26 protein-coding genes are annotated in these 23,295 nt (G+C 62.6%); 14 read left to right on the top strand and 12 right to left on the bottom strand.

The window, feature by feature from the left end:
* Positions 1–19 precede the first annotated feature (19 nt).
* From I6E58_RS01835 to I6E58_RS01825, 3 genes are read right to left on the bottom strand one after another with little or no spacing between them, the layout of a single operon-like run.
* Positions 20–490 (bottom strand): MaoC/PaaZ C-terminal domain-containing protein, encoded by a 471-nt coding sequence (locus I6E58_RS01835; RefSeq protein ID WP_197129730.1) that lies wholly within the window; start codon positions 488–490, stop codon positions 20–22.
* On the bottom strand, positions 475–1,608 hold the full coding sequence (locus I6E58_RS01830; RefSeq protein ID WP_197129726.1) for an extracellular solute-binding protein: 1,134 nt from the start codon (positions 1,606–1,608) through the stop codon (positions 475–477). The genes I6E58_RS01835 and I6E58_RS01830 overlap by 16 nt, the downstream gene beginning before the upstream one ends.
* Complete coding sequence (locus I6E58_RS01825; RefSeq protein ID WP_197129723.1) at positions 1,605–2,861, bottom strand: CaiB/BaiF CoA-transferase family protein; 1,257 nt, start codon at positions 2,859–2,861, stop codon at positions 1,605–1,607. Before I6E58_RS01825 ends, I6E58_RS01830 begins: the two co-directional genes overlap by 4 nt.
* 159 nt (positions 2,862–3,020) lie before the next feature.
* Here I6E58_RS01825 and I6E58_RS01820 point away from each other — a divergent pair, with 159 nt between their 5' ends.
* The 4 genes from I6E58_RS01820 (at position 3,021) to I6E58_RS01805 (ending at position 6,457) form a co-directional block, all read left to right on the top strand.
* On the top strand, positions 3,021–4,043 hold the full coding sequence (locus I6E58_RS01820) for a zinc-binding dehydrogenase (RefSeq protein WP_197122415.1): 1,023 nt from the start codon (positions 3,021–3,023) through the stop codon (positions 4,041–4,043).
* Between the two features lie 32 nt (positions 4,044–4,075).
* Positions 4,076–4,825 carry an SDR family oxidoreductase gene (locus tag I6E58_RS01815; RefSeq protein WP_197132759.1) on the top strand — a complete coding sequence of 250 codons (750 nt, stop codon included), beginning with the start codon at positions 4,076–4,078 and terminating at the stop codon, positions 4,823–4,825.
* 494 nt (positions 4,826–5,319) lie between these two features.
* Positions 5,320–5,757, top strand: a complete 438-nt coding sequence (locus I6E58_RS01810; protein ID WP_197129721.1) for a helix-turn-helix domain-containing protein — start codon at positions 5,320–5,322, stop codon at positions 5,755–5,757.
* Between the two features lie 46 nt (positions 5,758–5,803).
* Positions 5,804–6,457, top strand: a complete 654-nt coding sequence (locus I6E58_RS01805; protein WP_197129719.1) for a type II toxin-antitoxin system VapC family toxin — start codon at positions 5,804–5,806, stop codon at positions 6,455–6,457.
* A gap of 29 nt (positions 6,458–6,486) precedes the next feature.
* On the opposite strand, the gene I6E58_RS01800 is transcribed toward I6E58_RS01805, so the two are convergent.
* Both I6E58_RS01800 and I6E58_RS01795 read right to left on the bottom strand, forming a co-directional pair.
* Positions 6,487–6,642: a hypothetical protein gene (locus I6E58_RS01800; protein ID WP_197129717.1), complete on the bottom strand. Its 156-nt coding sequence runs from the start codon at positions 6,640–6,642 to the stop codon at positions 6,487–6,489.
* A 21-nt stretch (positions 6,643–6,663) separates the two neighbouring features.
* Positions 6,664–6,975 (bottom strand): hypothetical protein, encoded by a 312-nt coding sequence (locus tag I6E58_RS01795; protein WP_197129715.1) that lies wholly within the window; start codon positions 6,973–6,975, stop codon positions 6,664–6,666.
* A gap of 121 nt (positions 6,976–7,096) precedes the next feature.
* Between I6E58_RS01795 and I6E58_RS14280 the strand changes: the two genes are divergently transcribed.
* Both I6E58_RS14280 and I6E58_RS01790 read left to right on the top strand, forming a co-directional pair.
* Positions 7,097–7,231: a hypothetical protein gene (locus tag I6E58_RS14280; protein ID WP_255531446.1), complete on the top strand. Its 135-nt coding sequence runs from the start codon at positions 7,097–7,099 to the stop codon at positions 7,229–7,231.
* A 92-nt stretch (positions 7,232–7,323) separates the two neighbouring features.
* Complete coding sequence (locus tag I6E58_RS01790; RefSeq protein WP_197129712.1) at positions 7,324–7,959, top strand: putative quinol monooxygenase; 636 nt, start codon at positions 7,324–7,326, stop codon at positions 7,957–7,959.
* 69 nt (positions 7,960–8,028) lie between these two features.
* Here the strand turns inward: I6E58_RS01790 and I6E58_RS01785 are convergent, their stop codons facing one another.
* The 3 genes from I6E58_RS01785 to I6E58_RS01775 form a co-directional block, all read right to left on the bottom strand.
* The gene (locus I6E58_RS01785) at positions 8,029–10,284 is read right to left on the bottom strand and encodes an LLM class flavin-dependent oxidoreductase (RefSeq protein WP_197129708.1); all 2,256 of its coding nucleotides are present in this window, start codon (positions 10,282–10,284) and stop codon (positions 8,029–8,031) included.
* A 101-nt stretch (positions 10,285–10,385) separates the two neighbouring features.
* The gene (locus I6E58_RS01780) at positions 10,386–10,814 is read right to left on the bottom strand and encodes a nuclear transport factor 2 family protein (RefSeq protein WP_129072566.1); all 429 of its coding nucleotides are present in this window, start codon (positions 10,812–10,814) and stop codon (positions 10,386–10,388) included.
* Between the two features lie 45 nt (positions 10,815–10,859).
* Complete coding sequence (locus I6E58_RS01775; protein WP_197129706.1) at positions 10,860–11,693, bottom strand: SDR family NAD(P)-dependent oxidoreductase; 834 nt, start codon at positions 11,691–11,693, stop codon at positions 10,860–10,862.
* A 97-nt stretch (positions 11,694–11,790) separates the two neighbouring features.
* Between I6E58_RS01775 and I6E58_RS01770 the strand changes: the two genes are divergently transcribed.
* A complete protein-coding gene (locus I6E58_RS01770; protein ID WP_197129703.1) occupies positions 11,791–12,279 on the top strand; it encodes a MarR family winged helix-turn-helix transcriptional regulator in 489 nt (162 codons plus the stop codon).
* A 71-nt stretch (positions 12,280–12,350) separates the two neighbouring features.
* Here the strand turns inward: I6E58_RS01770 and I6E58_RS01765 are convergent, their stop codons facing one another.
* Positions 12,351–14,330: a heavy metal translocating P-type ATPase gene (locus I6E58_RS01765; protein WP_197129700.1), complete on the bottom strand. Its 1,980-nt coding sequence runs from the start codon at positions 14,328–14,330 to the stop codon at positions 12,351–12,353.
* A gap of 70 nt (positions 14,331–14,400) precedes the next feature.
* On the opposite strand from I6E58_RS01765, the gene I6E58_RS01760 reads away from it, so the two are divergent.
* Entirely contained in the window at positions 14,401–14,703 is a 303-nt protein-coding gene (locus I6E58_RS01760; RefSeq protein ID WP_129072569.1) for a DUF2470 domain-containing protein, read from the top strand.
* A gap of 130 nt (positions 14,704–14,833) precedes the next feature.
* The gene (locus tag I6E58_RS01755; protein WP_197129697.1) at positions 14,834–15,241 is read left to right on the top strand and encodes a DUF4383 domain-containing protein; all 408 of its coding nucleotides are present in this window, start codon (positions 14,834–14,836) and stop codon (positions 15,239–15,241) included.
* A 25-nt stretch (positions 15,242–15,266) separates the two neighbouring features.
* Here the strand turns inward: I6E58_RS01755 and I6E58_RS01750 are convergent, their stop codons facing one another.
* Positions 15,267–16,781 (bottom strand): MFS transporter, encoded by a 1,515-nt coding sequence (locus tag I6E58_RS01750; protein WP_307841927.1) that lies wholly within the window; start codon positions 16,779–16,781, stop codon positions 15,267–15,269.
* A 108-nt stretch (positions 16,782–16,889) separates the two neighbouring features.
* On the opposite strand from I6E58_RS01750, the gene I6E58_RS01745 reads away from it, so the two are divergent.
* The gene (locus I6E58_RS01745; RefSeq protein WP_129072571.1) at positions 16,890–17,537 is read left to right on the top strand and encodes a heme oxygenase (biliverdin-producing); all 648 of its coding nucleotides are present in this window, start codon (positions 16,890–16,892) and stop codon (positions 17,535–17,537) included.
* A 99-nt stretch (positions 17,538–17,636) separates the two neighbouring features.
* Here I6E58_RS01745 and I6E58_RS01740 read toward each other — a convergent pair whose 3' ends face one another.
* Together I6E58_RS01740 and I6E58_RS01735 are read right to left on the bottom strand one after the other, a co-directional pair.
* The gene (locus I6E58_RS01740; RefSeq protein WP_197129694.1) at positions 17,637–18,653 is read right to left on the bottom strand and encodes a Gfo/Idh/MocA family protein; all 1,017 of its coding nucleotides are present in this window, start codon (positions 18,651–18,653) and stop codon (positions 17,637–17,639) included.
* The gene (locus tag I6E58_RS01735; protein WP_197129691.1) at positions 18,650–19,243 is read right to left on the bottom strand and encodes an N-acetyltransferase; all 594 of its coding nucleotides are present in this window, start codon (positions 19,241–19,243) and stop codon (positions 18,650–18,652) included. Before I6E58_RS01735 ends, I6E58_RS01740 begins: the two co-directional genes overlap by 4 nt.
* 209 nt (positions 19,244–19,452) lie before the next feature.
* On the opposite strand from I6E58_RS01735, the gene I6E58_RS01730 reads away from it, so the two are divergent.
* From I6E58_RS01730 to I6E58_RS01715, 4 genes are read left to right on the top strand one after another with little or no spacing between them, the layout of a single operon-like run.
* Positions 19,453–20,193 carry a GntR family transcriptional regulator gene (locus I6E58_RS01730; protein WP_246837279.1) on the top strand — a complete coding sequence of 247 codons (741 nt, stop codon included), beginning with the start codon at positions 19,453–19,455 and terminating at the stop codon, positions 20,191–20,193.
* A complete protein-coding gene (locus I6E58_RS01725) occupies positions 20,193–21,116 on the top strand; it encodes an N-acetylglucosamine kinase (RefSeq protein ID WP_197129688.1) in 924 nt (307 codons plus the stop codon). The genes I6E58_RS01730 and I6E58_RS01725 overlap by 1 nt, the downstream gene beginning before the upstream one ends.
* On the top strand, positions 21,113–21,877 hold the full coding sequence (locus tag I6E58_RS01720; protein WP_129072575.1) for a sugar isomerase domain-containing protein: 765 nt from the start codon (positions 21,113–21,115) through the stop codon (positions 21,875–21,877). The genes I6E58_RS01725 and I6E58_RS01720 overlap by 4 nt, the downstream gene beginning before the upstream one ends.
* Positions 21,874–23,295 carry a beta-N-acetylglucosaminidase domain-containing protein gene (locus tag I6E58_RS01715; RefSeq protein ID WP_197129685.1) on the top strand — a complete coding sequence of 474 codons (1,422 nt, stop codon included), beginning with the start codon at positions 21,874–21,876 and terminating at the stop codon, positions 23,293–23,295. The genes I6E58_RS01720 and I6E58_RS01715 overlap by 4 nt, the downstream gene beginning before the upstream one ends.

Raw genomic sequence — 23,295 nt, 5'->3', positions numbered from 1 at the left:
TGCCAGTGTATTCGGGCAACTACTCGCTGGTACGTCGATTGACCAAATACAGGTGGGTCAGCACCATCACGGTGTCACCATGTTGGTTGGTTACCGTCACCAGTTCGTGCAGGTAGCCCGCCTGCTCCGGTCGCTTCGCGTGCAACGACATCTCGTTGATCTCCGCCGTCACTCGAATGGTGTCGCCGATGAAGACGGGGCGGATGAAGCGGATGCGGTCATACCCATAACTCATGGCCTGCGGGTTGATGTCGCCCGCCGTCATTCCCACCGCAACGGAGAGGATGAGCGTGCCGTGGGCGATGCGCTGACCGGCCGGCTGCGTCGCCATCCATTCGGCATCCATGTGGTGCGGAAAGAAGTCGCCGGTCTGTCCAGCGTGCAGCACGATGTCGGCTTCGGTGATGGTGCGGCCGACGGTCTCGCGACGCTCGCCTACCTCGTGGTCGTCATACCAGCGGTCTTTCGTGAGCATCAGCGCACCAGCCATTCTGCGACGCCCTCATCGAGGCGTTCGCGTAGTTCAGCGATTGTGATTTCGCCCAGGAGGGCTGAGGTCACGAGCGGGGAGACCGCATTCTGTAGTTCGATGTAGGTCGCGAAGCGAGGGCGCAGGTAGGCGCCTTCGAGCGTTGCGCGCGTGCCGGTGAAGAAGTCGAGGCTGTCGGCGTTGGTGCGGGCGCTTTCCCACGCGACCGCATTGCCGGGCTGGCCGCCACCGTCGTAATACGAGCTCTCTTGCACGTCGCCCGAGGCGAGCCAGAAGGCGTGCGCGATCGCGGCATCCATCACCTGGCTGCGTGACGAGACTGCGATTCCAGCGCCACCGAGCAGCGAACCGGCGAGGCCGCGCGTCGAGCTCGGGATGTCGATGTACTGAACGCGGTTCGACCGGTAGCCGGCACGCGAATAGTTTGTGTAGCCGAAGAGCAGCGGCGAGTACGCGAAGGTGTCGCTCTCGGCGAGCACATCAGCGACCTGAATCGGGTTGAAGCCGGCGTTGTCGGCGGGCACCAAGCGGGCCAGACGCGTGAGCAGTTCCATCGAACGGGTCAGCACGTCTTCGGAGAGGAAGACACCGGGCGTTGCCATCGGGTCTTCGCCGAGTCCGGCGGCGATCGTGATGAGGCTCGAGTACGAGTCGACGGGCTTGAACGGCCACAGCACCCGGCCTTCTTCGGCGAGCGCGATCACCTCGGGCCAGGTGCGCGGCGGTGCCTCGAGAAGATCGGGGCGGTACGCAGCAACCTGCGCGGCAGCATCGAGCGCGAGGCCCCACTGCTGTCCAAGGTGTTGGTACGACTCGTGCGAGCGCCCGACCGACTGGGTGGCCAGCGTGGCCAACTCGGCGTCGAAGCCGCGCCCGTTCAGCGGAGTGAAGAGCTTGTCTTCTGCCGCAACCGGAATGTGCGGATGGTCGATCACGAGCAGGTCGTACTGCTCAACCAGACTCTCCAGATCTTGGTCGGCAAAAGCCTGCAGTGAGCGGTACTCCCACTGCACCTCAACATCGGGAGCAACCGAGCGATACGCTTCGGCCGCCTTCACGACACTGCCGTAGCCGCGCTCGTGTTCCCAGGTCATTCCGCGGATGACGGTCGGGCTCATGCGGAGGCCTCCTGGGTCGCGGTTGCGGTTGCGGCGGGAGCGGCACCGGCAGCACCGGCGGCAGCAGCAGCGCGCGACGGGAACTCAGCCCGCACACTGTCGTTGTCTTCTCCGAGAGTCGGGGCCGCTTTAGTGCTCGTGAGAATCTGGCCGTCAACGCGGATGGGGCTGCGGGTGGTCAGCAGGTCGTTGCCTCCGCGGCTGACGGGCTGCGTCATCCGAATCGCTTCAAACCCGCCCGAGGCCAACAGTTCGTCGAGCGTGAGCACCGGAGCACACCACACGTCGCCGGCATCGAGAATGTCGAGCCACTGCTGGGTGGTGCCGGTCGCGAAGTGCGCGGCGAGAACCTCTTCGACATACTCTTGGCGATCCCAGGCGAGCTGAGGGTCGAGCATGGCGCTGAGTTCTGCGATGCCGAGCAGGTCGCCCAGTTTCGGCAGTGGATTCATGGCCATGGCGATGTAACCATCAGTGGTGGGATAGGTGCCGTACGGCGCCGCGAGAAAAGCGTGAGCCGAGTGTTCGCCGTGGCGCTGCACCGTGATGCTGTCGTCGTTGAGCTTGGTGCTGAGCAGCTCGAACTGTAGGTCGAGCATCGCTTCGAGCAGGCTCGTCTGCACGAGGCCACCCTTGCCGGTGCGGAACTTGCGCACGAGAAGCGCGGTCACTCCCTGGGCGATGTGGCAGCTCATCAGGTGGTCGGCGATCGAGAGCCCGACCGGCACGGGGCCGTCGGTCTTCGAGCCGTTGAGCCACGGGATGCCCGACATCGACTGAGCGAGCAGGTCTTGCCCCGGGCGATCCTTCCACGGGCCTTCTTCGCCGTAGCCGGTCGCGCTGGCGTAGACGATGCTGGGGTTGATGGCGCGCACGGATTCAAAGTCGAGCCCGATGCGCTCCATTACGCCGGGGCGGAAATTCTGGATGATCACGTCGGCACGTTCGACGAGCTCTTTCACGTAGGCGAGGTCGTCGGCGACCTTGAGGTCAGCGGTGATCGACTCCTTGTTGCGGTTCATCGCGTGGAACGAAACAGTGTCGCCGTCGAACTCGCGACCGGCGAAAGCGAGGGTGCGACCGATGTCTCCCGTGCCGGGGCGTTCGATCTTGATGACGCGGGCTCCGAGGTCGGCGAGACGCATCGCTGCGACTGGTCCGGCCAAGAATTGGCTGAAGTCCAGAACAAGGATTCCCTCGAGGGGGCGGTCCAGTGGCGCAGACTCCGTTGGCGCGCCGTGGTGGTCAGTCATTGCTGTTCAGCCTTCTGTAGATACTCGTGAACAATCGTTTGATCATGCTAGTATGACGCAGAAATAGGCGCAAGGGAAACAGTGCTTCAGACGGGCCGCATTCCGGCATCCGGCTCACACTCGACCCGCGCGCACCACTAATCGCAAAGGAGCGCACCAGTGCTGAGCGTGAGTTATGTAGGCGAGCAACGCCTTGAGGTCAAAGAGTACGAACCGAAGCCTCCGGCCGCCGGTGAAGTTCAAATTGCGGTCGCCTACAACGGGCTGTGCGGCACCGATATGCACATCCTGCACGGCAATATGGATGCCCGCGTGCAGTTGCCTTTGACCTTTGGTCACGAGATGAGCGGCACCATTTCCGCTCTCGGCAACGGCGTTGACGGCTGGAACGTCGGCGACCACGTCACGGTCATGCCGCTCTGGTGGGACAACACCTGCCCCGCCTGCCTCGCCGGTAACCAGCACATTTGCCAGAACCTCGACTTCATCGGCATCGACTCCCCCGGCGCCCTGCAGGGAAAGTGGAACGTTCCCGCCGAAACGCTGGTTGCGTTGCCGCCCGAGCTGCGCCTCGATCACGCTGCGCTCGTCGAACCCACGGCCGTTGCCGTGCACGATGTGCGCCGTTCGGGCCTCAAGCCCGGCGACAAGGCCGTGATTATCGGTGGCGGCCCCATCGGTGTTCTCATCGCTTCGGTCGCGCGCGAGTTTGGCGCTGAGGTTGCCGTCATCGAAATCGATGCTGCCCGCCGTGCTCAGATCGACGCCCTCGGCTTCACCACCCTCAGCCCGCTCGAAGTTGATCAGGTCGCCTGGGTCAACGAGTGGACCGGGGATGCCGGTGCCGACGTGGTCTTCGAAGTATCGGGTGCTGCGGCTGCCGTGCTCGGCGCCACCGACCTCGCGAAGGTGCGCGGAACTCTCGTAGTTGTCGCCATCCACCCCACGCCCCGCGAGATCAACCTGCAGCGCGTCTTCTGGCGCGAACTCACGATTATGGGAGCGCGCGTTTACCAACGCACCGACTTCGAAAAGGCCATCGAATTGCTTGATGGCGGTGTCATCCCGGCCGATCTGTTGATCACGCGCATTGTGCCGCTGTCGCAGACCAGCGAAGCTTTTGCTGACCTTGCCGCGGGCAAAGCGATGAAGATTCTCGTGGATGTCGCGGGCCAAAAGTGAGCACGACAGAGAAAGGTAACCCCTTGAACGTCATGTTTGACCTCACCGGAACCACCGCGGTCGTCACCGGCGCCCGTCGCGGAATCGGCTTCGCCATGGCCGAGGCACTCGCCGCCGCCGGCGCGAACATCATCGGCGTCAGCGCCACGATCGAAGCTTCGGGCAGCGACATCGAAAAGGCAGTCACCTCGTACGGCCGCACTTTCGAGGGCATCGCGTGCGACTTTGCCGACCCGGATGCCGTAGCGGCGCTGGGTACGACGCTCTCGACCCGCACCGTGGACATCCTCGTCAACAATGCCGGAACCATCGAGCGCGCCCCCGCCGCCGAGCACCCCACCGAGCTGTGGGATCGCGTGCTTCAGGTGAATCTGTCGAGCCAGTTCACCCTCACTCAGGCCATTGCTCGCTCGATGATTGAGCGCGGTCGCGGCAAGATCATCTTCACCGCATCGCTGCTCAGCTTTCAGGGCGGCATCAACGTGCCCGGCTACACGGCAGCGAAGTCCGGCATCGCCGGCCTCACCAAGGCACTCTCGAATGAGTGGGCCGGCAAGGGCATCACCGTGAACGCGATCGCCCCCGGCTACATCGCGACCGACAACACCCAAGCGTTGCAAGACGACCCCGACCGCTCGAAGGCGATCCTCGACCGCATCCCGGCCGGCCGTTGGGGCGTCGGAAGCGACCTCGCAGGTGCCACCGTGTTCCTCGCCTCGCGCTCCTCCGACTACGTCTCGGGCGCCATCCTCAACGTGGATGGCGGCTGGCTCGGTCGCTAGCTCTCCCCCAGCAGACTGTTGGCATCCATCCTCGTCGGTGGGTGCCAACAGTTGTTTCTGGGTATGCCGAAAATGTGCAGCGACAGCAGCGCCGGCAACTACGAGCACTGCTTTGCGGGACCGTTTAGGGGGCCCTTTCGAGATTCTGACTCGGACAGGCTTTACGGGATTCCTGAATCGCGGAAGAACGGGGCGTACCGATCTCTCGATAGCGGCTAGAAGTAGTCCCGTTTGGGGATCGGCTTATGGGACGCAGCTTTATCCGTTGCTGCTGGCTTGCAGAATTATTTCGCTATAGCCAAGGCCGGGGGTGGCCGGCATCTCATGTGGAATAGGCGCCTATCTCTCCAACCGCCTATATGCCATCGCGCTCCTCCGTAGCACTGCGTGACCTTTACAGCACGATCGATTATGCTTACACTTACAAACGAAAGACGATTGGCCACTCTCTTCAACGGAAGAGAGCAGTGCCTCGGCTTAGCGAAGGAAAGATCATGACTGTGTCAACAGTGGCGCGCTCGTCGGTGACTATCACTGATGAACTACGCGCCGAGGCTGTCGAAGTCGTCGCAGAGGTTGGCGATGAGAAGTTCTCCGGTGTGACGATCACAACAGAGACCGGCAGGAGCATTCAGCTGCCGGCTGGTTTCGCCGAGCTCCTCGACTCCGTCGTGCACCGGGTACAGCAGGGCGGCCGTGTGGTGCTGGAGTCGATGCCTGAACTGTTGACCACGTCGAACGCTGCTGACGTTCTCGGAGTCTCTCGTCCCACGCTGGTGAAGCTGATCACCGACGGCAAGCTCCCCGCCGTCAATCGAGGCACACATCGGAGGGTGCGCTGGAGCGACCTGTCGGAATTCAAACAGGCGCGCGAAACTGCACGTTCGGTTGCTATCGAGGAATTGCTCGAAGCCGACTTCGGCGGCGAATAAAGCACCACTCTTTGCGAGGTTTCCACAACACCTCTATCCTGATTGGATGGGAATACCGATTGTCTTCGTGGACGCAAACGTCCTATATTCGAAGACCCTTCGGGACTGGCTGTTCCTGCTTCGGCGAGAGACCCGCTGCGAATTGTTCACCGTAGCGAGCTCCAACGACGTTATCGCCGAGGTTCTGTACTGGAGTCGAAAGAATAACCCGAGCGCTCCAGGACAACGCACAGGCAACATAAAGGAGATCATCGAGAAGGCTCTCGATGAGACCGTCCGCGATTTCCCCGCGGGGATGGTTTTCCCTGGAGACGACGAGCACGACACTCACGTCTACGCCGCATCGGTTACCTGCGAGGCCAGCTACCTAGTTACCGATGACCAGGGGTTTCACAATGTCGCAGACGAGTTGCCTTACGAGGTGCACTCCGCCGACTCGTTCTTCCAGTTGATCGCCGAGAACGCCCCGGAGGCCGTCGACGAGGTGATCAACCAGCAGCTGGCCTACTACCGAAAGCGGGAAAACAGCAGGACGCTACGCGAGGCTCTAATATTGGCGAAGTGCCCGACGTTCGCTGAGATCGTGCATCAGCATCTAGAAGCAATGAGCGCAGGCAGCACGACGGCTGGCATCGCCGCGAGCGTGGAACCCGAAGCCACAGAGGATGTAGCCGAAACCATGCAGCCGCTTCAGTCCTAGACCGACATTCGATTACCTCTCTGGAGCTTTCAGTTCCCGGTCATCAGGCGGAATACCTCGAATGCTGCGGCGTGGATGTCGCCATGGTGTGCGTGGATCTCGCGCTCGAACGTGTCGATCACCTTCTGCAGGTTCTCTTGCTCGGGGCTGACGGGTTCGGGTCCGAAGTTTTCTAGCGTGTCCATTGGGCCGCTTTCGGCAGTCGTTTAGCGGACGAGGTCACTGATGGCGGGCGAGTCAGCGCGTCGCGCTTGTTCGGTGATCCAGCCCGCGACTTCTACGGGTCGAGCGTCGAGGTGAAGCCCTGACGCGATCGTGGTGGTTCCGCCGGCGATGCCGAAGTACCACTGGAGGTCGTCGACGTTTCCGCGGGTGCCGAGGTCGATGCGGAGGGCGAACATTCCGCCCATGTCTGCCTCGAGCGTTACGACGAATGGCAGGTACGCCTCGACTGCGCGCACTGCGTTGTCCACTGCCACGATCCGACGTTCGCTGCTGTCCATCTGCAGGGTTCCCATCTCTGACTCTTTCCTCTTTGCCACCATTTGTTTTGCCTGTCTGGCGAGTGAATCAAGTAGCGGCTGAGGGGGAGAGCGCAATGGACCGTGGAATACCGGACTGAGCGCAGCGAGGGAGGAAATGCCGCGAAAGCCACATGGAAAAACCCGGCAGGGCAAGCATTCCGGCGACCTCATTCCGGCCGGCCGTTGGGGCGTCGGCAGCGACCTCTCGGGCGCCATCCTCAACGTGGATGGCGGCTGGCTCGGTGGCTAGTTTGCCCCCAACCCACATCAGTTTTTCGATGTGCTTGATACGCTGGCCCCACTGCTCCGTCAGGGGGCTGTCTGGGCCCAAAGAGGAGAATCATGGTTCACGTTCTTGGTTGTTTCCGAGCTAAGCCTGAGTTTCGCGCTGAGGTGAAGGCCGCGCTGCTAGGGGTCCGCACCGGCTCTGTTGAGGAAGAAGGGTGTCTTGGGATCCGCCTGTACGAGGATCGCCACGAGCCCGACTTGTTTTACGGGGATGAACGGTTCGTAGACGCCGACGCGGTGGCGTTCCACCGCGCGCAGTCCTACGAGGTCGCTCTGATGCAAGTCGCCGAAAAGGGTCTCGTCGAACCTCCGGTCGCGTTCCTTTTAGAGGACGCGATTGTCAGTGAGGACGATGAAGTTTCTCGCTCCGCTGAACCAGGCGAACTCGTGGCGATTGCGGTGTTCGACTTCAAGCCGGGCCTGCGAGACGCGGTCATCGCTGCGTACGAACGGCAGATACCGAACGTTCGGGGCCAAGAAAGTTGCATCTCTTTCAACGTTTACCCCGTGATCGGCCAGCCATCACAACTCGTTGTGATCGAGTGGTGGACATCGCCTTCAGCGGCCCGTCAGTTCGCCACCACAGATGGGTTGTCCATCGAAACAGGGCAGCTCTTAGCGTCCTCGCTCATTGGACCAGTGCCCGAGTACCTTCACGAGCTCACGGAGATGTTCCCAAAGAATCCGTGACGCACGTTCCGTTGAGCGTGTGTTGAGGTCGATGGGGAGAGCGAACGTTCCGAGCGTTGACCCGTTCGGCTAGTTACGCCACTCGCCGGGTGCGCCCGCCGCCGGAATCACCGAGAAGTTGTCGCGGAACAGCCCCTGCGGGTCAACGCGCGCCTTGATGTCGCGAAGACGGGAGAGTGTCGGCGGCGGGAAGGCATCGTGGATTCGTTCGGGGTCGAGCGATGTTTCGAAGCTCAGGTAGGTTCCGCTGAGGAAGGGCTTCACCTTGGCCCACTCTTTGGCGAGGCGTTGGGCGTTGGAGCTGCCCGCACTGATCGCGAAGTTTGCTGACCGATGGGCGTAGGCCGTGGCATCCGCCGCAACATCTGAGACGGCACCGCCGACGCAGCGAATCTGGATGAACGTGCTGGCCCCGCTTTCGATGAAGCGCGCCAACGCCTCGGCAACGTCAGGCGTGAGGTGCTCGATGAGGCCGGATGCAGAAACGGGTTCGCCCCGCCCGGAATGTGGTGCCGGGCTGGCATTGCCCATCAGCGCGCTGTACGGCAGAAGCTGAACGGATTGACTGGTGAGGGGCGCAATTTCGGCGAGCGGCTGCAGGCGGTTCAGGATGGTGTCTGGTTCGTCTGACGCCACAGCACCCAAGACGTTGACGCCAACGTACGGCGCCGAGTTCTGGCGAACGATCGCAAGCTCGGTCGTGAGGTCGCGGGGAGCTTCCTCCATCGCAGCACCCCACCGTTCGAGCAGCTCCGGCATGTTTCCGGGATCGAAACCCAGCTGGGCGAATCCGATGTCGGCGACTTCTTCCACCACAAAGTCGAAGCTGACGACGATTCCCATGTTGGCGCCGGCACCACGGATCGCCCAGAACAGATCCGGGTTCTCTTCAGCACTGGTGTGCACGAGCGAGCCATCGGCCAAAACGATATCGGCGGCGATGAGGTGGTCGATCGTGAGCCCCTGTTGGCGCGCAAGCCAGCCGACGCCACCCGCCGTCGCGAGCCCACCCACTCCTACTCCGCCGTAGTCGCCGGAACTCAACGCCCAGCCTTCGTCGCCCAAGACGGTCGCGACGTCAGACCACCGGGCACCCGGCCCGATGCGTACGGTCTTCGCTTCGCGGTCGAGAATCTCGATCGAGTTCAGTTCTTTGAGATCGATGACCAGGCCACCATCGTTGGTGCTTCGGCCGCTGATACCGTGGCCTCCGCTGCGCACAGCAAGCTCAAGATGGCGATGAGTGCGAGCGAACTCGACGCTCTCGACAACCTCCTCCACAGTGCTGGGCTGCAATACCAGACCCGGGGAACCGCCGCGCATGTAGGTGGATTTCACACTGGAAAAGTTGTAGTCGCCGGGCTCAATGGTGCGCACACCCTCGGGCGCAGCGTCATAGTCAATCCCACTTCGCCGCGCGGCGACCGCTGCGGCGCTCTTCACTTCGGCTGGTTCAAGACCCGTGCGGGCTCGCTCCGCCGCGACCAGTTCGCGTACCGCAGGCATCACTTCTTCGGCGAAGAGTTGCAAGACCATCGCGCTGTCGTTGGCAAGGATGAACGTACTCGCACCGTCTTCTAACGCCAGCGTTGCAAGCTGCTCAGCCCAGCCATCCAAACCAGTCTGAGGAACGGTGATGTTGGCGAGCCGGCGAATTTCGCGAGGATCGCGGCCGGCCGATACTGCTGCCTTGTCGATGGTGGCGTTGCCACGCGCGAAATCTCCGGGCTGGAGATACCCCAGCGACGGCAGCCAGCCATTGGCTTTGCGACCAATGAGGCGCAGGCCGCGCGGTTTGAGAGCGCCAATCCAGATCGGAATATCGTGAGCTGCGAGCGGCCCGCGTTGAGCACCGCGAACGCTGTGCACGGTGCCATCCAAGCGCAAAAGTTGCCGATTTCCGGCATCCCAGATTCCCCGCATGATGTCGATCGCCTCTTCGAGTGCGGTGATCGATTCTCCGGGAGTGAGCCGCGGAACGCCCATGGCGACCACAGCATCCCAGAACGCTCCCGCCCCCAACGCCATGTCGATGCGCCCGCCCGATAGAAGGTCGAGGCTGCTCGCCGCTCGGGCCGCAACAGCGGGATTACGCAACGGAACATTCATGACGTTCGGCGCAATGTGAATGCGGTCAGTTCTCGCCGCAACGTACGAGATCAACGTCCACGTGTCGAGAAACGAGGGTTGGTAAGGGTGGTCCTGAAAAGTGACGAGATCGAAGCCCAAAGACTCCACGAGCTGCGCCGTTTCGACGGGTGCTTGCGGCGATGCATTCGCGGGTGTCACAAACGCGCCGAATTTCAACGGATGACCGTAGTCCATGAGGGCTCCAATTCTGAGGTAAAGATTTTAGACAGAGAGGCAGTACGCCGGGTGTTCGACCGAGGCCAACATCCGCGGCGCACTGCCGCAACAGGGTTCGGTTAGAACATTCCGTGACCGTTGACGGGGCTAACCGCGGCCGTGATGGGCTGAAGAACATCCCAGTGCTCGAGGGCAACGCCGTCGGCATCCATCTTCCAAATGTCGACGCCGGCCACGCCCAGATCGTCAGCGTCATCGTTGTACAGGTTGAGGAAGTTGACGTGTGCCCACACCCAGTCGCCAGAAGCAATGATGCGGTGGATGACGACGCGCGCGTTCTGGCGCTCAGCCGTGAGAGCAGCGAAGGTGGCACCGAGTCCGGCAGCGCCATCCGGCAGCAGCGGGTTGTGCTGAATGTATTCGTCGGCGACGAGCTTGTTTGCCGCTTCAACCGAGTTCTTCTGGTTGATGGCTTGCTCATAGAAGTCGATGAGGTTGTTCTTGTTACGAACGGCACGCTCGTCGGTGGGGTCTACTGCTTCAATCATGATCTGTTTCCTTTTCTAGGGGTGGGATGGGTTAGGCGGTGTTGGTTAGGCGAGAGTGAGACGCAGGGCGTCTTGCTCTTCGGCCGTAGAGGTTCGAAGAAACTGCACGAGCTGCGCAGCGTCGTCACCGATCGTGGCGGTGCTGGGGGCAGGGATGCGTTCGGCGATGTCAATGACTTCGGCTGCCGCGGCCGCCGAAGTGAGGCCCTTCGCTTGGCCGTCGTTGAACCCAGCCGCAAAACGGGCAAGAGCTTCGCCGTAGAGTTCGCGCTGGTCATCGGTGAGAGAGTTCGTGAGTTGGCCGAGGAGAGCGGCCGACTTGGCGGGGCCTCCCGTGAGCATGCTGCCGGGCTGGATAATCGTGACTTCAACCCCGAAGCGGTGAAGTTCGGTGCGGTACGCCTTCATCAGCGCTTCGACGGCGATCTTGGAGGCAGCGGATGGCGCGTTGAACGCCATCGGAAATACGGCCGAAATGGTGCTGATCTGAACGATTCGCCCCTGAGCTGCTCGCAGCTGCGGCAGGAATGCGTTGACAACGGTGAGCGGCGCGAAGGTGTTGACTTCGAATTCTTGGCGAATCGCGTCAAGAGGCACAAGCTCAAGCGGGCCTGGGGTCAGGATGCCCGCGTTGTTGATGAGCAGGTTGACCTTTCCCCCGGACTTGACCGCGACGTTCTCGGCCCAGGTACGCACGGCATCAGGGTTCGTGATGTCAACGCGGGAGAGAACAATGCGCGGGTTGCCGCTTGCCGGCTCACTGCTGAGCGTCGTTCCGTACACGGTGTAGCCCTTCGCTGCGAGCTCCTCGGCAATGTCTTTGCCGAGCCCGCTCGCCGCGCCAGTTACTACCGCGGTCGCGCTTTCGTGTTCGTTCATGGTCTCGCCTTTACCGATCTCGAGCCTGTCGCTCGGTGAGAATTTACTTGACTGGGCAACTATAACACTTACTTGCTTGATCAAGTACAATTGCGTTATGGCTCACCACAACAACGGCATGACGCGCGACGAAAAGGCTCTAATGCAGGCACTCTCGCGGGCGATTAGCGTCGTTCCGCGCGTGCTCGATGCCGACCTTCAGCGCGACCAGCAGTTGCCTCTCACCGACTACTTCGCCCTCACCTACCTCTCTGAGGCAGAAGGCCAGCGCCTGCGCATCAACGAAGTCGCCACCCGGCTATCGATGACCATCAGCGGCGCGACCCGCACCGTGAACCGCCTCGAAGCCCTCGAGCTTGTCGCCCGAGAGCGCTCCGCTAGCGACGGTCGGGGCGCGGATGTCGTACTCACCGACGTCGGCCTGAAACGCCTCAAAGCGGCCTGGCCCAGCCACCGCGACAGCGCCCGTCGGCGCGTGCTCGACCGTCTCGACGCGAACGAACTCGCGGTCCTCACTAAGGCGCTGAACAGCATCGGCGCCGAACCCGACGACTTCGATTCCGCCGACTGCCCCTCTCAATCCTGAAACTATGCTGACGACGAAATCACAGCGCCACCGACGCCGAAGCGCGCACACGGTGAGAGCTCGGCCGCTGGTTAGTCCTTGGCGATAACCGCCTCGGGCCGCAGGTCGAGGCGACGCAGCAGCTGCGCGTTCGCCGCGACAACAACGGTCGAGGCCGACATCAGTAGCGCGCCCACCGAGATGGGCAGCACGAAGCCGATAGGCGCAAGCACGCCAGCAGCGAGCGGCACTGCGAGGAGGTTGTAGCCGGCAGCCCACCATAGGTTTTGGCGCATCTTGCCGTAGCTGCGGCGCGAGAGTTCGATCACGGCAAGCACTGAGCGCGGGTCGTCACTGGCGAGCACGACGCCGGCGGAAGCGATCGCTACGTCAGTTCCGGCGCCGATCGCGATTCCGACATCCGCCTGCGCAAGGGCCGGCGCATCGTTCACGCCGTCACCGACCATGGCAACAGTGGCGCCTGCCTTCTGCAGTTCGGCGACTTTGCTTGCTTTGTCTTCGGGATGCACGCCCGAGAACACCCGGTCGATGCCGAGTTCGGCGGCTACTGACTGAGCAACGGCATCCGCGTCGCCCGTGATCATGACCACGGTGATGCCACGATCGTGGAGTGCATCGACAGCCTGGCGGGAGTCTTCGCGCACTTCATCCGCGAGACCGATCGCACCAATCACGTGCCCGTCCGAGAGCACGTGCAGAATGATTGCGCCCTCAGCCGCCCACGTCGCGGTCACCTCGACCGCGGTTTGGTCGTGCTGGCGGAGCATGCTCGGTCCACCAACGCTGATGGTGGCTCCGTCGACGGTGGCTTCGACACCTACGCCGCTCGACGAGCTGAATTGTGAGGCTGTCGCCCGGTCGAGGTCACGATCTTTCGCTGCCGTCACAATGGCCTTGGCCAGCGGATGCTCGCTGTCGAACTCTGCGGCGGCAGCGAGCCGAATCACCTCATCGTCACTCGACTCCCCGACAGCGACCACGTGCGTGACAGCGGGCTCGCCCTTGGTGAGGGTGCCAGTCTTGTCGAACAACACAGTGTCAACCTTGCGCATGGTTTCAAGAGCGAGACGATCCTTGATGAGCACCCCGGCGCGAGCAGCACGCTCGGTAGAAATCGAGACGACAAGCGGAATCGCAAGACCCAAAGCATGCGGGCACGCGATCACAAGCACGGTGATGGTGCGCACGATCGCATCATCGGGGCTCCCCGCGAGCGTCCACACTGTAGCGGTAATCGCCGCGGCACCGAGAGCGAACCAGAACAGCCAGCCCGCCGCGGTGTCGGCGATGCGCTGCGCGGGTGACGACGAGCTTTGCGCCGTTTCGACGAGCTTCGTGATGCCCGCGAGCGCCGTGTCCTCGCCAATCGCGGTGACCTTCACCCGGATCGAGTTATCGGTCGCAACGGTTCCCGCCACGACGCGGTCGCCCAGGCCCCGCTTAACCGGCTGCGACTCTCCGGTGATCATCGACTCATCCACCTCGGCTGAACCGTCAATCACTTCGCCGTCGGCGGGCACTCGTCCGCCGGGGCGCACGATGACGACGTCGCCCACCACGAGGTCAGCCGGCGGCACGGTGACGAAGTCGTCGCCCTCAACCTTCTCCGCTTCATCCGGAAGCAAAGCGGCAAGAGAGTCGAGCGCGCTGGAGGTCTGAGCCAGCGACCGCATCTCGACCCAGTGACCGAGCAGCATCACAACGATGAGTAGCGCGAGCTCCCACCAAAAGTCGAGCTCGGCCGCGATGAGGCCGAGAGTGGATGCCCATGATGCAACGAATGCGACGGTGATCGCCAGAGAAATCAGCAGCATCATTCCCGGCTTACGGGCTTTCAACTCAGAAAAACCGCCCGTGAGGAATGGCTTGCCGCCCCAGAAGTACATGACGGTGCCGAGAACCGGCGAGATCCAGTGAAGGAGCGCGACATCGGGCAGCGAGTACCCCAGGATCTGCGCAAACATCATGCTGAAGCCGGCAACCGGAATTGCCATCACCAGCATTATCCAGAAAAGCCGGCGGAACTGAGCGACATGGTGAGAGTGATCCATGAGCGCCACGCTATACCCCTAGAGGGTATGCCTCAACTCAAAGAACTCAACTCCCAGCTACCGTAGACCCGTGATCACCTTCAGCGCAGAAATAGTGTCCGCAGTTCTCGCCCACATGAATAGCGACCACAACGATGACAATCTGCTCATCGTTCGTGCGTTTGCGGAATCTGCCGCCATCTCCGCGGCCATGGTGTCGCTCGACGGCACCGAGGGCACCTGGCAGTATTCGGATGTCGATGGCATCGAACACCACGTAACCGTGCCCTGGAGCACCGAGATCACCGAGCGCGCGGAGATCCGCCATGAGATCGTGAAACTGTACGACGCCGCGTGTGAAAAGTTGGGTGTTGAGGCTCGACCTCACAGCTAGCGTTGCTGCGGCATCCGCCACAACGCGTTATGTTTCACCCGGCGCTCCCCTAGCCAAATGCCCCCGGTTAGGAGTACCAATAGAGAGCACGATCGCGCACTTACCTAGGGTGCGCAAGGGGGAAGTACTCATGACTCGATCACCTAACCGCATGCTCGGCGCGATTGTGGGCGCATTTTTTGTGCTCTTCGGGCTACTCGGTTTCACCGTTACGAACGGCGTCGGCTTCTTCGCCACCGAGGGCGGGCTGCTCGCCAATCTCTTTCAACTCAACGTTTTCCACAACGTTATCCACATAGTGATAGGTGCCGCTCTGGTGCTGGCAGCGCTCTCACATCGGGCCGCATCACGTGCGGTCAACGCCGGCCTCGGCTTCACTTTTCTCGTTCTCGGTTTCGCGGGGCTGCTTCTCGTCGGCTCGGAGTTCAATATCTTGGCGATCAATCCGGCCGACAATGTTCTGCACTTCGCCGCGGCCGTCGTGCTGCTTGTCGTGGGCATCGGAGCCGACAGTCGGGCTTCCGGCGTCAGTGTTTAACGGGGAAGTACGACCAATCGCCGCGTTAGCTGCGCACTGACCTCAACGTCACCAGAGTGATCGCAATCGCCACCGCCATGAGCGCTACGGCCACCCACGAGGTGGTGACGACTCCCGAATCGAAGGCGTGACGCGCCGAAATAAGCAGCTCTTCGGCGGTCGTTGCGGGCAGAGTCGAGGCGACTTCTACCGCGCCGCCCAACGTTTCGCGGGCCGCTGTTGCATCGCCAGGCGCGACCCCCTGTGGAATCTCGATCGTTGAACGATACGACGCGGTCAGGATGCTGCCCAACACCGCAGTGCCCAGCACAGCGCCCAGTTCGTACGCGGTTTCGGAGACTCCGGATGCCGCTCCCGCCTTGTCTGGCGGAACGCTCGAGATGATCAGGTCGTTTGAGAGGGTCTCGGCCGAACCAATACCGGCACCGAGAACACAGAACGCGATGATGTAACTCAGAACCGTGGCTTCGCTGCCGGTCAACGCGATAAAACCGTACGCGAGCAGCGACAGCGTGAGGCCACCCGCCATCAGATAGCCCGGCCGTACAAAGCGCACTACGGGCACCACCACTAGCCCAGCCACGATGATCACGAGAATGCCCGGGGTCAGGGCGAGGGCCGCGTCAAAGGGGCTCAGCCCTTCCACAAGCTGGAGGTGCTGGGTGAGAAAGAAGAGCAAGCCGAGCAGCGAAAAGACGCTCACGAGATTCACGAGCACGGCACCACTGAACGAGGGCACTCGAAACAGTTGCATATCGAGCATGGGGTTTGTCTGCCCCAGCAGGCGGCGCACAAAGAAAGTGCCGGACAGCGCGGCGACTACCAAAAGGGCAATGGGCAGCACTCCCACGCCCTCGGTGGCGAGCTCCTTGATGGCGTAGACGGCCGGCCCGAGCGTGAGAATCGACAAGATGATGCTGCCCCAGTCGAACGGTCCCGGGGCGGGATCCTTCGATTCAGGGATCAAGATGGGCGCGAAGATCAACAGCGGAAGCAGGAACGGCACGGCGACGAGAAATACCGAGCCCCACCAGAAGTTCTCCAGCAACACTCCCCCGACGAGCGGCCCGATGGCCGAACCGGCCGAGAACCCGGCGGCCCAAATCGCGATCGCGAGCCGGCGCTGACGGCGATCGACAAACAGCGAGCGAAGCAGCGACAACGTCGACGGCATCAGCATCGCGCCAAAGACGCCCAACAGAATGCGAGCGAGAACAAGAGTGGTCGCATCCGGAGCAAACGCCGCAAGCACCGAAACGATGCCAAACCCCGAGGCGCCGATGAGCAACAAACGGCGGCGACCGAAGCGATCGCCGAGATTACCCATCCCGACCAACAGCGCGGCTAAGACCAGGGGGTAAACGTCAACAATCCACAGCTGGGCAACCGCGCTCGGGCGCAGGTCGCGGGCAATGCTCGGCAGCGCAAAACTGAGCACGGTGTTGTCGATCGACACCAACAGTGTCGGCAACATCAGTACGCCGAGCGCCAGCCATTGCTTCGTCGTTGCCAGCACTCGGGGCTGTTCAGTTGCACTCACCTGCTCACGATACAGTCCCGCCGAAGACCCAACTTTCGGATGATGTTTCGCCCAATTCGCCTTCGCTAGAGTGAGGGTCACCTAACCCCGCTTTCGCTAGGAGACCCCGTGGCAGTAATTCCGTTCTCGCAGGCACTTCGCGAGCGCACCTGGTCGAGCCACGGCGATAGCGAGGGTGCCGACTTCATGAAAGACCTCATGACGGGCAAGGGAACGCGCGAAGACTACGTTGCTCTTGTTGCCCAGCATTACTTCATTTATGAAGCGATTGAAGCGGCAGCCGACCACTTCTCCACCAACCCCGAGGCGGCGCCGTTCATCACGTCGCAGCTCACCCGCCTCCCCGCGATCGAAGCAGACCTCGAGTTTTTGATCGGCGCCGACTGGCGCGACAAGATCACTGCGTTACCGACCGCCGCCGCCTACGCCGCTCGCGTGCGCGAAATCGCCGCCCAAAACTGGGCCGGTGGCTTCATCGCCCACCACTACACCCGCTACCTCGGCGATCTGTCGGGCGGTCAGGTCATCCGCACCATCATGCAACGCCAGTTCGGTTTCGACACCAACGGCGTCGGCTTCTACCTGTTCGACGAAATTGCCAAGCCCAAAGAGTTCAAAATCACGTACCGCGATCAGCTTGATGCTGTCGAGTGGGATGACGCTGAACGCGACCGAGTCATTGACGAAGTGCTCGCCGCGTACAAGTTCAACACCGACCTGTTCATCGACCTGTCGCGCGCGAAAGCGGCCGCCTAGCCTGCCGCGCGGGTCGTGTCGCCGAACCGGCACGGCCCGCCTTGGGCTCTTTATGCGCGGACCAATGTGACCCTGCCCGCGGTCGCCTCTGAAGCTGGGCTACCCCGCAGCCTCTACCTGCGCCCGCAGCCCATCAAGCGTGCGCAGCACGCTGAGCGATGCATCGAGCGGATGCTCGGGCGCTTCCGTTCGTCCGGCCGCAACGTGCGCCGCAATCGCCGTCGTTTGAAAAGCGAGCCCCTCGCGGCCCCGCAACCCTGTGCGATCCGTGAACTCGGTGCGTTCGTCATCGCGCACAAACGCGAACCCGTTCGGCGCATAGAACGGAGTGCGCACCTCGACGCGAGCGCGCGTGCCGCTGATGCGGGCCTCCGTGGGCGTGTCGGCGAGCATCGTGGTGTGCAACACAGCCTGGGCACCGGTCGCGTGGTCGAGAATCATGGCCGCCTGCGCATCAACACCGCTCGCGAGCATCCGCCCCGTTGCCACGGCTGCGCTGGGGGCGCCGAGCACAAACTGCGAAAACCAGACCGGGTAGATGCCGATGTCGCGAAGCGAACCGCCGCCCATCGCCGGGTCGAAGACGGGTTGACCGGATGGTTCGCCAAAGTTGGCGCCGAAATCTGCCGTGACCATCGCCACGTCTCCGAGCTCGCCGGCTGCTAACAGTTGCGCCACGATCGTGGTTTGCGGCAAGAAGCGGGTCCACATGGCTTCCATGGCGAAGACACCAGCGGCGCGGGCGGCATCCACAATTACTTGGGCGTCAGCGGCATCGATACCGAGAGGCTTCTCGATCAAAACGTGCTTGCCCGCGGCGATCGCAAGCAGCGCCAGAGGCTGGTGAAACACGTTGGGCGCGGCGATGTAGATGATGTCGACGTCGGGGTCAGCAACGAGCTGGTCGTAACTGCCATAACTGCGCTCGATGCCGTGCTTCTGGGCGAAATCGGCGGCGCGATCGGCCGAGCGAGACGCCACAGCGACTACCCGCTGGTCGGTGTTCGCGTGCATCGCCGCGACCCAGTCGGTGGCGATGCCGCCGGGAGCGAGAACGCCCCAGCGCATTGTCGGGCCGCCCCGAAGCGGGGTTGCTGTCGATTCAGGCAAGATCATGACAGTTCCATTCCCAGGTAGATCGAGTCGGTGCCGCGAGCCAGCTCAACGAAGCCGAGGTGATGGTAGAACGAGATCGCATTGTGGTTGTCTTCGCCAACATCCAAATGAACGCCGCGCACTCCGCGAGCGCGCAACGCCGTGAAGAGCGTTTCCATCATTGCGCGCCCCGCCCCCGTGCCCTGCACGCGTGGCAGTAGGTCGATGTGGAGGTGGGCGGGATGGTTGTCGACCGCCGCTGCCGGCGACTTCACCGGTGTGTGAAGCTGCGCGATGAGTTCGTCGTCGAGCGAACTGCCCGCAGTTGCCGGATACTGTTCGCGCAGCACCGGCCACCATTCACGCTCTTGCCACTGTTCGAATTCGCGCGTATCGGCGGCACCCAGAACGTAGCCGGCGACTCCGAGTTCGTCCGCGATGACGAACGCAAGATCGAGGGCACCGACCAGATACGGGCCCACGTAGACGTGGCCCAGGAGGTCAGGATTCTCGACGAGTGCGCTGCCGTCGGCCCCGGCATCCGCAGTCTGAAGACACACACGATAGGTGCCGGGAAGATCATGGAGCGCCGCGGGCCGAATGTTGCTCATGGATTCACCCTAGCGGTCGCGTCAACTGGTCTACATTGACCACGTCCCAACCCGGCTCCAGTGGTCTAAGCAGACCCAATAAAGAGCAATATTCGCCTACTCAAAGGGCGCAGCTAGAGGGATGTTTCGAGAATGTTACGACACAATGCACCCCAAATTGGTCTACTCGGCTCTTTACCGCTCCCCTCAAAATGGGCTTCAATGAGAGGGTGACAGTCGTAGAAGAGTCAACCCGGCACACCCTTCGCGCACGCCTGCGGGAGCTCGTGGCCTCCACGGAGGTCGGCAAGAGCCTCCCGAGCGAGCGCGACTTGAGCGCCCGCTGGGGTGTCGCCCGCATGACCATTCGTCGCGCCGTCGATGCCCTTGTGGCCGAAGGTTTGGTCGAACGCCGCCACGGCTCCGGCACCTACGTCACCCCTCAGCCGTTCGTTCGATTGCTCGGGCTCACCTCGTTCTCACAAGACATGCGCGACCGTGGCCTCGAGCCGAGCGCACGCTTGCTCGCCTATCGCGTGGCTCCCGCCGATTCCGCTATCGCCGCCCAACTGCACATCACCCCTGGCGACCTTGTAGTTAGTTTCACGCGACTGCGCCTCGGCAGTGGCGAGGCAATGGCCGTCGAGACCGTTTGGATTCCCCAAGCCCTCGTTCCCGGCATCAACGGCAGCGATCTCGGCGGCTCGCTCTACGAGCTCCTGAGCAACCGATACCGCATCGCTCCCGGTGCTGCGAACGTCTCAATCGAGCCCGTGCTGCCCGACGAGCGTGTGCGCGAGCTGCTCACCATCAGTGAGAACCAAGCGTGCCTGCGCATTCGGATGGTCGATTCTGACGCACGGGGCAACATCATTATGATCGCTAACTGTTTCTACCGCGGCGACAAGTACCAGCTCACCGCGCAGGTCTCCGGCGGAGCGTTCACTTCAGATCAGGCTCGGAAAAGCTAATGCTTCGCGTGCTCGCTGTCGATGGCGGCCAGTCTGGCATCCGGCTCAAAAGCAGCGCACAGCCGGGCACCGTTGAAGTGGATGGCGTCAGCCGTCTCGAAGGCGACACCATGCGGTCCGTCGCTGGTGCAGTCGCTGTGGCGTGGGGCCATGGCAAATTCGCCCCGGTTGACCGCGTAATCATGGGGCTGACGACTGTTCCGGCCGACGCTTCCTCCTTTTCACGCCTAGCCGAATTGGTGGCTACGACCACGGGGGCGAGCGAAGTGTGGATCGCCAATGACACTGCCACCTCCCACGCCGGCGCCCTGTCTGCCGAGGCGGGCGTCTCGCTCAATACGGGAACGGGCGTCGCGTGCCTCGCCGTGCGCGAAAACGGGGAAACGCACACGGTCGATGGTGATGGCTACCTCTTGGGCGACTCTGGCGGCGGGTTTTGGCTCGGCAGCCGCGGAATTTCGGCGGTACTCCGTGCCGGCGACGGCCGCGGAGAAAAAACGGCGCTCAGTGCTCGAGCCGCCGAGCAGTTTGACGGGCTCAGCAATCTCGCGGCCCGACTTCATAGTGCTCACCGCCCGGTCAATCGCATTTCTCAGTTCGCGCGCTCGGTTCTCGCCGCAGCAAGCGACGGAGATGCCGTTGCCAACAGCATCATGGAGGAAGCCGCGCGCGAGCTCTTTCTCACCGCACGCGTAGCCGTTGACTGGGTGGCAGCGGATGCTCCGCTCGCGCTCGGCGGCAAATTGCTCGGCCCCAACACTCTGCTTTTCGCTCGCCTCGTCGAGCACCTCGCCGCTGAAGGTATGTCGTTCCGTCCCGCCGATGGCTCGGCGCTGGAAGGCGCGCTGTTGATCGGCACGGGCGCCACCGACAATCTTTATCGCAGCCTCATCCACGTGTGGAAAGAAGGAAACCTCGCATGACTCACCCGAGCCCGAGCCCCACCACCCTCGACGAGCACTCGCCCGCTGCTCGTTACTTGGATGTCGCCACGACCCTCGTCGAGCGGCTGCGCACCGACGAGGGCGGCAACATTCTTGCCGCCGCCCGCATCGTCGCTCGCGCTCTTGTCGCCCAGCGCACCATCCACATATTTGGTACTGGCCACTCACACATGCTGGCGGAGGAGTTGTTTTACCGCGCTGGTGGTCTCGTCAACGTGAAGCCCCTGCTCTTCGAGGGCCTCATGCTGCACACGAGCGCTCTGCTCAGCACCTCGCTCGAGCGCCTGCCCGGCCTCGCCGCGGCGCTGTTGCGCGATCACCCCATCGCCCCCGATGACGTGTTGATCGTGGCATCTAACTCGGGCAGCAACGCCGTGACTTCTGAACTCGTGCAGTTGGCGATGGCTGGTGGCACCCCCGTCATCGCGATCACCAGCCTGAACCACGCCACCTCCCCCGAGGCCCGCCCCACCACACTGCCGCGACTCCACGAGCTCGCGACCGTCGTGATCGATAACGGTGGCGCCGTCGGGGATGCTGCTGTCGATATCGCTGGCCTGGGCAGCCGAGTCTCCGCGACCTCTACTGTGGTGGGAGCAGCAATTCTGAACGCCGTGATGGCCGAAGCGATTCAACTTTCCGTCGATGCCGGAGTGATTCCCGATGTTTACGAAAGCAGTAACACGGCCAGCGGAGATCTCAGCAACCACCAATTCGTTGGCCGGATAACGACACCATGACCACTAGCTCTCGGGGCGGCGCCATCCCCTCGCCCTTCGCCGTCCGCGGCGTTATCGAGGGGTTCTACGGCGCGCCCTGGAGCCATGAACAGCGCCTCAACCTGATCGATTTTCTCGGGGAGCGGGGCATGAACACCTTCGTATACTCCCCCAAAGACGACCCGCTCGTGCGTCACGACTGGCGCACCCCCTACGAAGGTTCCGAGCTTGAGCGCCTGGCCGAACTCATTGCGCGCTGTGCCACGCACGACATGACTTTCATGTACTGCCTCTCCCCCGGACTCACGATGAAGTACTCCAGCGAAGACGACATCGACATGTTGCTCGCCAAGTTCGGCTCCGTGCGCGAACTGGGCGTCACCAGCTTCGGCCTGTTGTTGGATGACATTCCCACCCGGCTGCAGCATCCAGCGGATAGAGCGGCCTTCCCCGATCTCGTCACCGCCCACCAATCGGTCGTTGGCCGCGTGTTCGCGAAGTTTGACTCGAGCACTCAGCTCACCGTGTGCCCCACGCAGTACTGGGGATACGGCGACGAGGAGTACATCAGCCGGCTCGGGCTCGGCATTGACCCGCGCATCGACCTCTTCTGGACGGGCCGCGCCATCTGTTCGGCCACGCTCGACCTCACCGACGCCGCCGTTTTCGCTCGCGCGACAGGTCGCCCCGCTACCTACTGGGATAACTATCCCGTAAACGATGTCGCCATGGGCCATGAGCTGCACATCGGGCCCTATCGTGGCCGCGACCCGCAGTTACACCGGTTCTCGACCGGCATTATCGCCAACGGTATGGAGCTTTTCGAGTCTTCCAAGATTCCCTTCGCAACGATCGCCGACTACCTGCGCGACCCCGAGGGCTACGACCCCGAAGCCAGCTGGAAGCAAGCGATTCTGGATGTCGTTGGTCCCGAAAACGCCGAAGACTTCAGCGTCTTTGCCGACACCGTTCGCTCCTCGTGCCTCTCTGCTGACGATGCTCCCGCCCTGGGCGAGGCCCTCGAACGCTTCACTTTTGAGTCGGAGTATGGCGACCCCGTCGCTGCGGCATCCGAGTTGCTCACGATTGCAGACTCGATGGTGCATAGCGCCGACCGCTTGCTCGACGGTCCAGTCACTAACCAACCGCTCATTGACGAAGTTCGCCCCTGGCTCGAATCGTTCCGCGTGGGGGCTCACGCTCTCGTCGAGGTCGCACAGCTCGCAGCGGCAGGCCAGCTCACCACCGACGGCCCCGCGCGGCTTCGTCCTTTCCTCGACGCGCTCCGCGCCGCTCGCCGCCGAGTATTCGGCGACCTGCTCGATATGACTTTGGCGGAGCTCGTTGCCGCCGGGGCTTCACCACCCGCACCACCCGCATCACCTGCTCCACCCCGCACTGCATCACCCGACACTGCATCACCTACAGCAAAGGAATGA

The organism is Salinibacterium sp. SWN1162 (genome assembly GCF_015864675.1).
Lineage (GTDB): Bacteria > Actinomycetota > Actinomycetes > Actinomycetales > Microbacteriaceae > Rhodoglobus.
This window is presented reverse-complemented; position numbering and strand designations above follow the sequence as displayed.